At 40.6% G+C, this 13,516-nt stretch carries 13 protein-coding genes; 10 read left to right on the forward strand and 3 right to left on the reverse strand.

The genetic code is table 11. The features are described 5' to 3' along the window. Window positions 1–32: 32 nt before the first annotated feature. On the forward strand, window positions 33–968 hold the full coding sequence (gene rbsB / locus DOT_RS21045) for a ribose ABC transporter substrate-binding protein RbsB (RefSeq protein ID WP_085930997.1): 936 nt from the start codon (window positions 33–35) through the stop codon (window positions 966–968). A 57-nt stretch (window positions 969–1,025) separates the two neighbouring features. Here rbsB and DOT_RS21050 read toward each other — a convergent pair whose 3' ends face one another. Then, on the reverse strand, window positions 1,026–1,457 hold the full coding sequence (locus tag DOT_RS21050; protein ID WP_009623292.1) for a hypothetical protein: 432 nt from the start codon (window positions 1,455–1,457) through the stop codon (window positions 1,026–1,028). Window positions 1,458–2,047: 590 nt separating this feature from the next. On the opposite strand from DOT_RS21050, the gene DOT_RS21055 reads away from it, so the two are divergent. The 4 genes from DOT_RS21055 to DOT_RS32075 all read left to right on the forward strand — a co-directional run bounded on the left by DOT_RS21055 (window position 2,048) and on the right by DOT_RS32075 (window position 6,577). Next, window positions 2,048–3,919, forward strand: coding sequence for an LTA synthase family protein (locus DOT_RS21055; RefSeq protein ID WP_139024267.1), 1,872 nt, complete (start codon window positions 2,048–2,050; stop codon window positions 3,917–3,919). Between the two features lie 129 nt (window positions 3,920–4,048). Further along, window positions 4,049–5,227, forward strand: a complete 1,179-nt coding sequence (locus tag DOT_RS21060; RefSeq protein WP_009623297.1) for a cyclopropane-fatty-acyl-phospholipid synthase family protein — start codon at window positions 4,049–4,051, stop codon at window positions 5,225–5,227. 232 nt (window positions 5,228–5,459) lie between these two features. Next, on the forward strand, window positions 5,460–5,951 hold the full coding sequence (locus DOT_RS32070) for a hypothetical protein (RefSeq protein WP_009623299.1): 492 nt from the start codon (window positions 5,460–5,462) through the stop codon (window positions 5,949–5,951). Between the two features lie 2 nt (window positions 5,952–5,953). Then, on the forward strand, window positions 5,954–6,577 hold the full coding sequence (locus DOT_RS32075; RefSeq protein ID WP_009623302.1) for a yhaZ: 624 nt from the start codon (window positions 5,954–5,956) through the stop codon (window positions 6,575–6,577). Window positions 6,578–6,788: 211 nt separating this feature from the next. On the opposite strand, the gene DOT_RS21070 is transcribed toward DOT_RS32075, so the two are convergent. Together DOT_RS21070 and DOT_RS21075 are read right to left on the reverse strand one after the other, a co-directional pair. After that, the gene (locus tag DOT_RS21070; protein WP_009623304.1) at window positions 6,789–8,495 is read right to left on the reverse strand and encodes a DHA2 family efflux MFS transporter permease subunit; all 1,707 of its coding nucleotides are present in this window, start codon (window positions 8,493–8,495) and stop codon (window positions 6,789–6,791) included. A 5-nt stretch (window positions 8,496–8,500) separates the two neighbouring features. Beyond that, a complete protein-coding gene (locus DOT_RS21075; protein ID WP_009623306.1) occupies window positions 8,501–9,184 on the reverse strand; it encodes an efflux RND transporter periplasmic adaptor subunit in 684 nt (227 codons plus the stop codon). 194 nt (window positions 9,185–9,378) lie between these two features. On the opposite strand from DOT_RS21075, the gene DOT_RS21080 reads away from it, so the two are divergent. From DOT_RS21080 to DOT_RS21105, 5 genes are all read left to right on the forward strand, one after another. Continuing rightward, a complete protein-coding gene (locus DOT_RS21080) occupies window positions 9,379–9,918 on the forward strand; it encodes an NAD(P)H-dependent oxidoreductase (RefSeq protein ID WP_009623308.1) in 540 nt (179 codons plus the stop codon). 43 nt (window positions 9,919–9,961) lie between these two features. Next, window positions 9,962–10,330 carry a hypothetical protein gene (locus DOT_RS21085; RefSeq protein ID WP_009623310.1) on the forward strand — a complete coding sequence of 123 codons (369 nt, stop codon included), beginning with the start codon at window positions 9,962–9,964 and terminating at the stop codon, window positions 10,328–10,330. Window positions 10,331–10,980: 650 nt separating this feature from the next. Beyond that, complete coding sequence (locus DOT_RS21095) at window positions 10,981–11,166, forward strand: hypothetical protein (RefSeq protein WP_040413106.1); 186 nt, start codon at window positions 10,981–10,983, stop codon at window positions 11,164–11,166. A 244-nt stretch (window positions 11,167–11,410) separates the two neighbouring features. Continuing rightward, window positions 11,411–12,541, forward strand: coding sequence for a zinc-dependent alcohol dehydrogenase (locus DOT_RS21100; RefSeq protein ID WP_009623316.1), 1,131 nt, complete (start codon window positions 11,411–11,413; stop codon window positions 12,539–12,541). 75 nt (window positions 12,542–12,616) lie between these two features. Continuing rightward, a partial coding sequence (locus DOT_RS21105) for a sulfite oxidase (RefSeq protein WP_009623318.1) occupies window positions 12,617–13,516 on the forward strand: 900 nt, incomplete at its 3' end.

The following is a 13,516-nucleotide window of genomic DNA, read 5'->3' on the forward strand; positions in this document are numbered from 1 at the left end:
TCGTACCACCTAAAAAGGAAGGAAGAGAAAGAGTGAAAAGAAAACATAGTGTATGGATGATGATCCTCGTAGTGCTCATGGCGATTAGTCTTATTGGTTGTGGCACAACCCAATCTAAGGTAGAAAACAATGATACTGCTAAACAGGCAGCTAAAGTCACGATTGGTTTTTCGATCTCAACATTAAATAACCCCTTCTTTGTAACCCTCAAAGAAGGCGCTGAAAAAGCAGCGAAAGACGCTGGTGCTGATTTACTGGTCGTAGACGCAGGCGATAATACGGCAAAGCAGATTAGCGATATTGAAGACTTAATTCAGAAGAAAGTCAGTGTGATTCTAGTTAACCCAACGGACAGCGATGCAGTTGTTTCGGCTGTGGAAGCAGCTAACAAAGCAAATATTCCAGTCATTACGGTTGACCGGGCTTCCAACGGGGGAAAAGTAGTTTCGCATATCGCCTCCGATAACGTAAAAGGCGGCAGCATGGCTGCGGAATATATTATGAAAACATTAGGTGACAAAGGGAATATCGTCGAGTTGCAAGGAATAGCTGGAACGTCCGCAGCACGTGATCGGGGTCAAGGTTTCCATAATGTCGTCGATGGCAAAGATGGAGTGAAAGTTGTAGCTTCTCAACCCGCTGATTTCGATCGTGCCAAAGGGTTAACCGTTATGGAAAATATTCTCCAAGGAAATAAAGACATCCAAGCAGTGTTTGCCCACAATGACGAAATGGCCTTAGGTGCTCTTAGTGCCATCCAAGCAGCGGGCAAGAGCAACATTCTGGTAGTTGGCTTTGATGCTACAGATGATGCAGTGAAAGCCGTCAAGGACGGAAAAATGGCTGCTACAGTCGCTCAGAAACCAGATCTGATTGGCAAAACAGCCCTGGATACCGCACTGAAAGTGGCTAAAGGGGAGAAAGTTGACGCGAGCATCCCTGTTGAATTAGAGTTGGTCACTAAGTAGGCTATGAAAAAGATAGAGGTCGGAGCAAGTGCTTCGGCCTCTTTTGTGTATCTGAAGCTATTGAGTATCTGTTTCCTGGGCAATTTCGATAGCTTCTTCAACATCTTTTGCATTTTCATTTTCGCTATCATCTTGTTTGCTAATATCAGTTTCCCCAGCTTCAATTTCAACGTCATCTAAGGATTTTAACGAATAGGAAACTTTATGATTGATTAGTCCTGCACTGAATAAGATAAGAGCAATGCCACCATATACAGCGATTGGTTCAAATATACCGGGAAGCAATTGGCTGGGCACTAATTGTTTAACAACTTCATCTGTGGGATAGCCCTGAGCAACATACTGTGTAACCGTATCTTTAAACAAAATAATACTATTAAGTAAAAATGCTATAGCTATGAGAGTAACTACCGTAGAGCCTATATACATGATAATTGAACTGATAGGGGTCTTTGATCTTCCAGGCATCCCTTTTCTTTTAAGTCTCATAAAATATCTCCTTTTAGTTTTAATGAAGCTTTGGGTTTGATCGATCTCTTCATTGGTTGATATTATTAAGAAGTGTTCGATTCTTTGCGTACTTTATTACTATAACCTAATTTAATAAATCTAGCCTTGTTACTAATAGAGTAGAGTATTTGTAGATATAAATTCCATGAAGATATGGTTCATTGCAATCAAGATAGGTTAAATCACTTCATTATAAGATCCATTCCTTTCGCTGTGCTCATACCTCCAGCTATACCGAGTATGGTTTCCTGGGAAACCATACTCGGTATAGCTGGAAATAGCTTACCTGACAACTTTTTTATTATCAATACGTGAAAAGTTGTATAATAAGAGTGTTGTTTTCAATTAGCACGAATATTGTTCAATCTATTGAGCGGATGCCAATGAATCTTAAAGAGCTTCAATGATTAATATCAAAAGGAATCGAGGTACAACCTTTGCTTCGGAATTTTGTACATAAAATTAATTTTATTAAGAGACCCTGGTACACAACTCAGACTATTGTCTTTTTTGCATTATTTTTCCTAAAAGTGCTTGTTTTCACCAAAACCTTAGGACTTACCTATTCGATGCAACAAAAGAGTCAAATCATGGGTACAGTTGGAACATTGTTGATTGTTCTTTCAGTTGCTTTTTTATTACCCATTAAACTACGTAAGTTGTATATTCTTTTAGCTAACTTAATTATCAGTAGCTTATTCTTTTTAGATATGATCTTCCTTAGGCATTTTCAAGACCTTGTCATCTTTCGGACTTTTGCGGCAGCCTGGCATTATCTTGAAATTGAGAGTTCCTGGTGGAAATTGCTCAAAACACAAGATGTTTTTATGGTTGCGGATTTTATGTTTTTGATATTATTAAAGCTTTATAACTATATCCAGAAGAACAAACATAGAACTGTTAGCAGGCTTAACTCTGTCACTAAGGTAAATAGTGAAAGGATTCTTCAACAATCCCTTAATATTCGTCGGACAACAATGACCTTCATCTTTCACTTAACCGCCTTTATACTTATGTTTGCTCTTGGTCTAGGGGCATCTAGTAAAGCCTTCGGGCTTCTGGAGGAAAATCAACCAAATATCACCAAGACTTTTTACTCAAAAGTGTACATTGCTCAAAGCCTTGGTGCACTCGAATTCCATGCCTTAGATATCCTTCGTTCTTCCCAGATTACTCTTGATTCCCCTCAACCAAGCATGATCGCCTTGCAAGATTGGTTTAAATCAACTCATCCCAGTTCAGATACAACGAATAAGCCCTCTTTTGGGATAGCCAAAGGCAAAAATCTGATTGTTATTCAGGTTGAATCTTTGCAACAATTTGTGATTGAGAAAAAAGTAAATGGCCAGGAGATTACTCCAAATCTCAATAGATTACTTAAGCAAGGCCTCTATTTTAACAATTACTATGGCGAAACCTGGAATGGTGGAACGTCGGACGCCGAATTTCTGTCCAATACCTCTCTTTATCCAGTATCCAAAGGAAGCGCCTATATTGATTATCCAATGAATCACTATGTTACAATCGCAAACACTTTAAGTAAGGAAGGATACAGCACTGTTGCTATCGAGGCCAATAAGCCAGGATTTTGGGATATGGATTTAATGTCCCGGGCGGAAGGATTTCATCAGGTTATTGATGACGATAATTTTGTCCATGATCTTGACATGGGTATGGGACTTGCAGATAGCTCTATGTTTGCTCAAGGGGCCAATTACCTAGAAGATTCCAAACAGCCCTTTTATACCTTTTTGGTTACTCTTTCCAGCCATTATCCTTTTGAGATTCCCGCCCAATATAAAACGATAAATGTAGGGTCTTACCAGAATACTGTCTTCGGCCACTACTTGGAGGCAGTTAATTATACAGATCAAGCGATTGGAGATTTTCTCAACCGTCTCCAGTCTGATGGACTATTGAATAACTCCATGGTTGTCATATATGGAGATCATCCGGCCCCCTTTAATCGCAATGATCCTCAATTAAGCGAATTCCTTGGTTTTGGAGGGAAAGAGATTGATGAATTTCCTTGGTTAGCGATGCAAAAAGTACCTCTTTTTATATATCTTCCCGGTTCAACGCTCAACGGGGTTCAAAATACTGTCAGTGGGCAAGTCGACCTTTTCCCGACACTTTTGGGTCTTCTGGGTAAAAATGCCAGCAACTATCCCTTGTTAGGCCATGATCTATTACACTCTCCTGCGGCCGGTATCGCCATATCACGAAATGGGGTTTTCGTTTCTGGGAATTGTCTTTATATTGTAACCAATCAAAAAGCCTATGACCTTAATTCTGGGAAATCTGTCCCCTGGGACCCATCTATCGCGAAGATCTATCAGGATTATCTGGAATACACAGATACAATATTTAGACATGATCTACAAACAAAACTAAACCATAATTCCTTTCCAATAAGTTTCCTCGGTAGAATTTGTTTTTGATTCATCAGGAAAGACTTAGCTAAAAACATAGTTAAGATTAATCGAAGTCCTCCAAAAGAGAAATAGAAGGAATTAAAAATGTCATTTTTGTGCATTTTATAGGTATCAATTCTTTTTGGAGGCATGGAAATGAATCTCGACAAAGTATTTTACCAGAACTTCATGAAAAACCTTTTTGCCGATCCTTGTGAAGTTAAGTTTTGGGATGGGGAGGTAGTAAATTATGGAGCAGGAGAGGCGCAGTTTCGAATTGATTTTAACGAACCAATTGCCAAAAGAGAAATTATTAATGACCTCTCCTTGGCCTTCGGTGAAGGGTATATGCAAAAGAAAATCGACATTGAAGGAAGTGTCCAAAAAGTTGTTGAATCCCTCTTCAACAATCAGGACAGCCCTCTTCTCACTAAAAACTCCTATTTAAAATTAGCCAAAATCCTCTCCAATAACAATGTTCGCAAGAGTAAAGAGAATATTCAATATCACTATGATATTGGAAATGATTTTTACCGTTTATGGTTAGATGAAACTATGACCTATTCCTGTGCTTATTTTAAATCGCCTGAAGATAGCTTGACTCAAGCTCAATATAACAAAGTTGATCATATCCTAAGTAAACTCAACTTAAAGCCCGGGCAAACCTTACTCGATATTGGGTGTGGATGGGGAGAACTTATTCTTACCGCGGCGAAAACTCATCAGGTTAAAGCTCTTGGGATCACACTAAGTGCAGAGCAATATACCCAGGTCCTCGAACGAATTCATAACGAAGGATTGCAGGATCTAGTTGAAGTCCAGATCGTGGACTACAGGGAATTAATGGGCAGAACTTTTGATCGGGTGGTAAGCGTTGGAATGCTTGAGCACGTCGGGAAGGAATATTTGAACGAATACTTCTCTACAGTTAGATCTCTTTTAAATGACAGCGGAGTATCTCTTTTACATTGCATTACCGGGTATGAAGAGGGAGGGACAAACAGCTGGATTAATAAATACATTTTCCCAGGAGGGTATATCCCTATGGTTCAAGAATTGGTTAAGCTAATGGCTGTGAACTCGTTCTATTTAATCGACCTGGAAAGCCTGCGTGAACATTATACTCGAACCTTGGAGCACTGGGCCCAGAACTTCGAGCAAGCTCTCCCGTTAATCCAGAAAATGAAAGATGAAACCTTTATCCGAATGTGGCGTCTCTATCTTAACTCCTGCGCTGCTTCTTTTCATACGGGTAACATTGATCTCCATCAGTTCTTGTTCACCAAGGGAGTTAACAACTCGTGGCCTATGACGCGTAAGTATATGTATTCGTAAATTATTAGATATGACTACTCATCGATTGAAATTCTAAGCAAACATTTGTCATCGTTCGGTCAAATATGAATTAATGGCCCATTTCAACAGCTATAAAATGGCTTTTGAAATGGGCCATATTTCATAAAGTCAAATGTTATAGGATAGCAAACTCGAAATCCTCTTGTGAGTGTGGTATTATATATTTTTTCGAAGTTATTAATCTATCTCTTAAGCTTAAGGAGGTGAGGACGTGGCAGAAGCTTTGAAAGCTATGTATAATAAAGAGTTTCTCTGCCGCTTTGGTGAGAAGGTGCACGCCGTGTACAGCACTTTCGATACTGAGAGCTTCGTCTCAGCTACAATAGATGAAGCATGGGCAGGGCTTGAGCTGAAAGCTCGGATGCATCGAATCACAGAGACGCTAAGGACACATCTGCCGATCCGGTATGAAGAAGCGTTAGACGTGTTATTCGCAATAGATGAGACTTGTATAGGGTTTCCATACCTATTCTTTCCGGATTTCGTGGCGATGTACGGCCAAGAAGAGGAACACTGGGAGCTGTCTATGAAAGCACTAGAACGATTCACTCAAAGATCATCCGCGGAGTTTGCTATAAGGCTATTTTTGCTGCGTGATCCGGGGCGGGTAATCGAACAAATGATGCTTTGGTCAAAGCATCAAAGTGAGCATGTCCGACGGCTGGCGAGTGAGGGCTGCCGTCCCGTTTGCCTTGGGGAGTAGGCTTGCCGCTGTTTAAGAGCGACCCAACTCTGGTGCTTTCTGTGCTGGAACAGTTGAAGGCGGACTCATCTCTTTATGTGCGCAAAAGTGTGGCCAATAATTTAAACGACATTGCTAAAGATCATCCTTTGATCGTGCTCGAAACGGCACGTCGCTGGAAAGATGTGTGTCCGCACACGGATTGGATCGTACGGCAGGGTTGTCGAACGTTGATCCGCAAAGCCGATCCTGGGACAATGGAATTATTCGGCTATGCGAACCCAAAGGATGTGGTGTCATTAACGACATTTGCCTCATTGTCAGTGTTGCCGTCTAGGTTAGCTATTGGCGAGAACAGTGAGCTGCATTATGAACTCTGTGTTCGTGAAGGGGAGTCGGTACGCATCCGCATCGAATATGGGATTGACTTCGTGAAGGCTAGAGGAAATACCTCCCGTAAATTGTTCCTGTTGTCAGATAAAACGGTCTCAGGAGGCACACGAGTTACTGGCAGGCGGGCGCACAGCTGGTCAGACTTGACGACTCGCCGCCATTATCCAGGTGAGCACCGGATTGCCTTGTTAGTTAACGGCTGCGAAGTTGCTTCTATGGTATTAGTACTCCATCTTTTGGAGGAAAGCATTTGATCACGCCTAGTCTCAGAAATAAGTTCATTTCTGAATTGTCGTGTACTAAATGCTCAGACTTGAAGTGTGTTGGTGACTGGAGCGTCTGTATGTTATGAATCATAAGAATCAAATGGTATAAAAAATATGCGCCACCTCGTTCGATAATCTTTGAATGAGGTGGCCTTCGTATTACAAGAACAAGTTGAAGCGGTTAATTGCTTTAGCCTTTTTAAGGCACTGAATTTGATTTGGGTGGAATTGCCCGCCTGATGAACAGAGCTGGGATCAGGCCTAGAACGGCTAAGCCTGTTGCAACGATGAAAGAATCATTGATGCCGTTTATAAAAGCCTGTTGAGAAGCAAGGCCATAAACCTCTTGTAAGGCAACAGCCTGACCTGTTTGGGCAGGGAGAGCCAAGCCTTGAACCAAAGATCCAAACTGGTCTAACATTGTCGGATTCGACGCTGTTATGACACTGGTATAAGTTGCTAGATGTACGCTCGTTCTTGTCGACATGATGGTAACCAACATAGCAGTTCCCAATGAACCAGCCACTTGACGCATGGTATTAAACATTGCCGTGCCATGACTGTTTAATTTTCTAGGCAGTTGATTGAGCCCTGCTGTCATGAGGGGCATCATAATTAAAGACACGCCTAACGAACGAATAGTATACATCATCAGGATATCACTATACATAGTATCCGCTGTCAGCTTAGTGAATTCCCAGGAGGCTGCAGCGGTAATCATTAGCCCAACAACGGCTAATACCCTTAATCCAATGCGATCAAAAATGGCACCGGCTATGGGCCCCATGATCCCCATAAGCAAAGCTCCGGGCAGTAGAAGAAAGCCGGACTGCAAAGGGGTGAAGCCGCGAATGTTCTGCAAATAGATAGGAAGTAACATCATAGCGGCGTACATTACCGTTGTGACAACGGCATTAATGATTATCGTTAATGAATAGATATTATATTTGTAGACTTTTAGCTCCAACAATGGCACGTCTACAGTTAATTCTCTACGCACAAAGAGAAGAATTGACAGTATCCCGACAGCCAAAAAGATGATGACTTCTGTACTTCCCCAGCCAATGTTACCGGCTTCACTTACTCCGTAAAGCAGGCTGCTTAATCCTATAGTAGAAAATATTGCTCCCCATAAATCGAATTTAGGAAAGGTTAGTTCCAGCACATCTTTCATCCATGCCACCGCTAAAATTAGATCTAGTATCCCTATAGGTACAAGACTCGAGAAAAGGAGTCGCCAGGAATAAGTTTGTACAACCCACCCACCAAGCGTCGGACCAATAGCGGGTGCGAATACCATGACGATACCCATAGTCCCCATAGCTTTGCCTCTTTGATGCGGGGGGAAAATACTGAGAAAAACATTGGTTAAGAGTGGCATTAAAATTCCTGCCCCTAACCCTTGTATGATCCTTCCAATCATGAAAACGGCAAAAGAAGGGGCAATGGAGCAGATCAAAGAACCAATCGTAAAGGAGCTCATGGCTACTAAGACGAGTTTGCGGCTTCCGAACGTTTCCATCAGAAAAGCTGTGATCGGAATAAAAACTCCGTTGACGAGCATGTAGCCAGTTACTATCCACTGAATAGTATTGGCAGAGACATTAAAATCTAACATCATGTGAGGAATAGCAACGTTATCCAGTGTTTGATTGAGAATTGAAACAAAAGCCCCCAGCATGAGAACAGTGAGAATTCGAAATTTGTTAAATTCCTCAGTGGTTGGACCAACACTTCTAGAGGGTGCTGTTAAAGACGAGTCGAGAAGAACTGGTTCATTCAATACAGGTTGTTTCTCGTTAGTCTTTGTATTTTTGTCAGGATCTCTCTTTTTTATCAGTGATAGATTAACAAAAATAAGTATAGCAAAACTAAGTAGAATGTATCCGAACGAAAACATATTCATTTACGCTACTCCCTTATGTGGATTTGGGCTGTAACACTCATACCAGGAATCAAATTCAACCCTTTATATCCATCAAGTGTGATGACTATTGGAACGACTTGAATTACTTTTGTAAAATTTGCGTTTGTATTTTGCTGTGGTAAGAGAGAAAACTGAGCAGCAGTTGTCAATCCGATTTGTGTTATTTTCCCAGTTAATGTTGTGCCGGGATAGGTATCGATGGACACATCGACTGCTTCGTTTTGTTTAATATTACTCATATCTGTTTCATTGATATTGGCACTGACCCATAAATTATCCATGTCATAAGCACGGGCCAAAGTTGTTCCGGCAGCTACAAAACTGTTTGGAATAACGTTTTGCTGGACAATCGTACCATTGGCGGGAGTTGTAATGTTCATGGTCATAGTGGTTGAAGGTGAAGTCGAAGTTGTTGTTGTTCCGGCCCCTACTAATTGAATCGTACCTAAACTTTGTCCTGCGCTTAATTTACTGCCAACATTAGCTTTCCAATCTGAAATCTTACCGGTTCCGAGGGCGTTGATGGTAATAAGTTGACCGTCAATCCTGGCATTATCTGTTGTGATATAGTGATACGATTGATTATAGTAATAATAAGCTGCAAAACCACCACCGATGAGAAGAAGCAAAACAACAGCATTGATTAAAATTAACCGACTATTATTCAAAGACTTAAACCTCCTCGACATTAATCTTTTTATTTCTACCTACAGAATCATAATTAGCTTTTGCTACATCGGAAAAACTATACAGAAGTCATGTGGTAATGATTATACTGCTTGTTTGGTATAATCTTTTGATCAAATAGGTAATTTATAACTAGCGTTATATCGCTGTGTTAAGGTGGAGGTGTTAATAATTAATGAAGAAAATATATGTAGCCTATGATAGTGAAAATGGTCATACAGAACTCTTGGCTAAAGCAATTGCCGAAGGAGCTCGCAATATCGAACAAACACAAGTGCAGCTTAACCATATTCGGGATAGCAATCCAAATGACTTGGTTGATATGGATGCAATTATCTGGGGATGTCCAGGATATTTCGGAACCATTAGTGCAAACCTCAAAAAATGGATAGATGATTTAGGTGTCCTCTGGGCTGAGGGTAAATTGATTAATAAAGTTGGAGCTGTATTCTGTACGACTGCGACAGTCCATGGAGGAGTTGAGTTAACGCTACTTAACCTAATGACTCCCATGTTACACCAAGGGATGATCATAGTTGGTTTACCGGGAAATATTCCAGAGAACGCACCTTATGGTTCTTTCTACGGAGTAGGAATAACCTGTCCAATAGAGAGCTCACCGGATGATCCGCCCAATATGCCTTCCGAGACTGACCTGGCCCTAGGCAAGGCATTAGGTAAACGAGTGGCAGAAACTATTCAAAAATTGCACTGAATCTTTAAAAAATCTCTATTAGAAATTTGGAGGAGACAATTCAATGGTTTCTTTAATTGTATTTGGCGTTATTGCCTTGATCGTAATCGTATTTCTCCTCAGTTTTAATGTTAAGATAATGTCTAAACCTGAAAAAACGGCGCTTCCAAAAAACAAGCCAAGTGAAATGTCTGTAATAAACAATCCCTCTGTTACAGAAGCAGAAGTGTTGGAGAACAAACAACTTTTGAATAGCACTAACGAAAGTGACAAGAGGGTACCCCAAATGTCAGATGAGCAATACAGACGAGCCTTGCGACAATTTCAGGCAAGTCAAAGAGAAGGGCTTATTACAACTCCCAAAAATAGGCTAAATGACACTGCCTATCGTTCCGCCATTCGCTCAATAAAAAATCAGGCTAAGAGGGATTAACAATCAGGCAATGACTATGAACGTAATATTTGGTCCTAATGCTCATAGCTAAATGTGTGGTCAACTACTAAGGAGCTCATGAATTCTCAATTTCTGTAGATTCCTTAAAAAATAGATTTAATACCAACATTCTCAAACCCACTCTTTTTGGAGTGGGTTTTCGCTGTCTATTTGGTTATGTATTATTGGTTAGATATTAAGTGCTTTTTGGAAAAGCGTTGTGCTCGCGCACTTTGAGTTAAAGCGATCAGAAAGCGAAATAAGACAAATGCGTATATGGAAAGTAATGGCAATTTACTTAATAGCGGAATATCTTATATTGTACAATGAATTACTTTCGTGGAAGGAGGAGTGCGTTATGGCATTTGGCGCAGGAGTTGTTGACGGTGTTGGATGTGGACCAAATTTTTTACCGGGTATTGCGGTCGTCGTTGTGATTATTCTTCTGTTAATTGCAATGGGTATTGTGTTCTAAAGAGTTTTTTGCTTTAAGGTATCAGATTTCACCAAGTAATATTTCACCAAACTGTCATAGTTAGATTAGATGTTTTAGCCCGTGCTCTTGGTCACTAGATTGGTAGTAAGAAACAGAATAAGAATATAGGCTTCTGCATTGAAATTATCTCAAAATAAGAATAGGAGGAAATATTATGTACGGACAAGGAGTAGGTCATTTTCCAAACATTTCGCCGGTTGGTGCTCCGCCACACATTGGACCTATCGTAAAGTGTTGTCCACCGCTTGTACCGGCTTGCCCACCTGCTGCCCCATGCTTAGGGGTTGGCATTATTGCTATTGCAATCCTTATTTTAATTGCCCTAGGCGTTATATTTTAATATATTAATAAAAGAGTAGCTGAAATTTCACTTAAAATCCTGGCTAGTTATTTCATGAGATAAAAGCCTTCTATTGATTGGATTAATTAATAGAAGGCTTAAGTTTTCTTTATGTAAATTTATAAGTGGATGCTTGTTTCAAAGGCGACTAAAGATTGGACGAATATAATACTGGAGCATGAAAATTCCATATAATTGACAAAATAAATATGGACGTTCACTTTCACAGAAAGGAAGTTGTCGAATGAAAGCTATAACATTCCAAGGTGTTAAAAATGTTGAGGTTAAAAATGTAGAAGATCCTAAAATTGTAAAAAATGATGACATAATAGTTAAAGTAACTTCCACTACCATTTGCGGTTCGGATTTACACCTAATACGCGGAAGAATGCCTAAAATGCCTAAGGGGTTTATTATTGGACATGAAGCTATGGGGATTGTCGAGGAGATTGGCAAAGAAGTTAATAAGGTTAAGAAAGGCGATCGAGTGGTTGTCCCTTTTCCAATTGCATGTGGTCACTGTTGGTATTGTAATCATGATTTATGGAGTCAATGTGACAATTCAAATGAGCATGGTGAAGTAGGCGGAATTTACGGATATAGTGAACTTTTTGGTGGATATGATGGTGGTCAGGCCGAATACCTGAGGGTACCGTACGCTAATATAGGACCTAGAATAATTCCTGAAGAGCTTACAGACGAACAGGCGCTTTTTTTAACCGATATCCTTCCAACTTCTTATTGGGGAGTAGAAAATGGTGGTGTAAAGAGCGGTGACATTGTGGTGGTATTAGGTTGTGGTCCAGTTGGGCTACTGGCGCAAAAATGGGCTGCCTATATGGGCGCAAGTAGAATCATCGCAGTAGATAATATTGATTACAGGATTGCACATGCCCAGACGTTCAATAAAGTGGAAGTGTTAAATTTCAAGGATTATGATAATACCGGAGAATATATTAAAGAGATAACTCAGGGTGGTGCAGACGTTGTCATCGATTGTGTTGGGATGGATGGTGAAATGTCCACAATGGAAAAAGTTGAGACTGCATTAAAGTTGCAGGGGGGCTCTAAGTCTGCGATTGAGATTGCCTCGCAGGCGGTACGTAAAGGTGGAACAGTATCCGTAGTGGGTGTTTATGGCTCGAGATATAACAATTTTCCGTTTGGGGACTTTTTTTCTAGAAACATTACTTTGAAAATGGGCCAGTGTCCTGCACATTCGTATATAGACCGTATTCTAGATTTATTAAAAGAAAATAAGTTTGATGCTACGGACATTATCACGCATAGAATGTCACTCGCTGACGGAAAGAAGGCTTATGAACTATTTGACCAGAAGCTTGATAATTGTATAAAAGTTGTTTTGAAGCCGTAGCACACCAGAAGCCCTCAAGTCGAATTTGTAGTTGATAAAATGTTAACTAACGCGATAAAAGAAAGGGAGTAACAAATGACAAATCAGGACTTACCGAAAAGCATTCATGACATGCCAGGGTTAATTCCTCTCCAATTGATGCCCGAGAATATGGAATCGCCAATTAATACTCTGCTATCGTGGATTACTCCGAATGAACTATTTTTTACTCGAAACCATCTAGCCTATCCTACTATACAGCTTGAATCCTGGGGCTTGATCTTAGGCGGGGAAGTTGAAAACCCCATAAACCTTACCTATGATCAACTGAAGCAAATGCCTCAGGTGGACAGATTTGTAACGATTGAATGCTCAGGTAATAAACGAGCTTTGATGGAACCTCCAACACCTGGGGAACAATGGCAGATTGGAGCAGTCGGCAACGCGAAATGGACAGGAGTCCCTTTGGCCTATATTCTTGACCAGACTAAAGTTAAGGAAACAGCTAGGGAACTAATTTTCACGGGAGTCGATTCGGGTATTCGTCCGGATATGGATTCTGTTGTGAACTTTGAGCGAAGTTTACCTCTAGATAAAACCTTAATGGCAGAATGCATTTTAGCACTAAAAATGAATGACGAACCGATTCCCCATAAACACGGCTTTCCTCTACGCTTAATAGTTCCGGGTTGGTACGGTATGGCTCATGTAAAATGGGTTTCACAAATTACAGCGACAGCTACCCCCTTTAAAGGTCCGTTCCAAGCAATTGACTATCTCTATATAACCAATGACGGAGATTATCTTAATGCTGCACCGGTTACTGAAATGAAAGTAAATTCAATTATAACTTGGCCATCTCAAGAGGAAAAACTCCACCTGGGTTCACATACAATTCGTGGTCTGGCATGGACCGGAAAAGGTACAATAAGTGGAGTAGAGGTGAGTATAGACAATGGTATGACCTGGAATGTCGCTCGGTTGACCAGTCCTGAA

It is taken from the genome of Desulfosporosinus sp. OT, from assembly GCF_000224515.1.
In the GTDB taxonomy this organism is placed as follows: domain Bacteria; phylum Bacillota; class Desulfitobacteriia; order Desulfitobacteriales; family Desulfitobacteriaceae; genus Desulfosporosinus.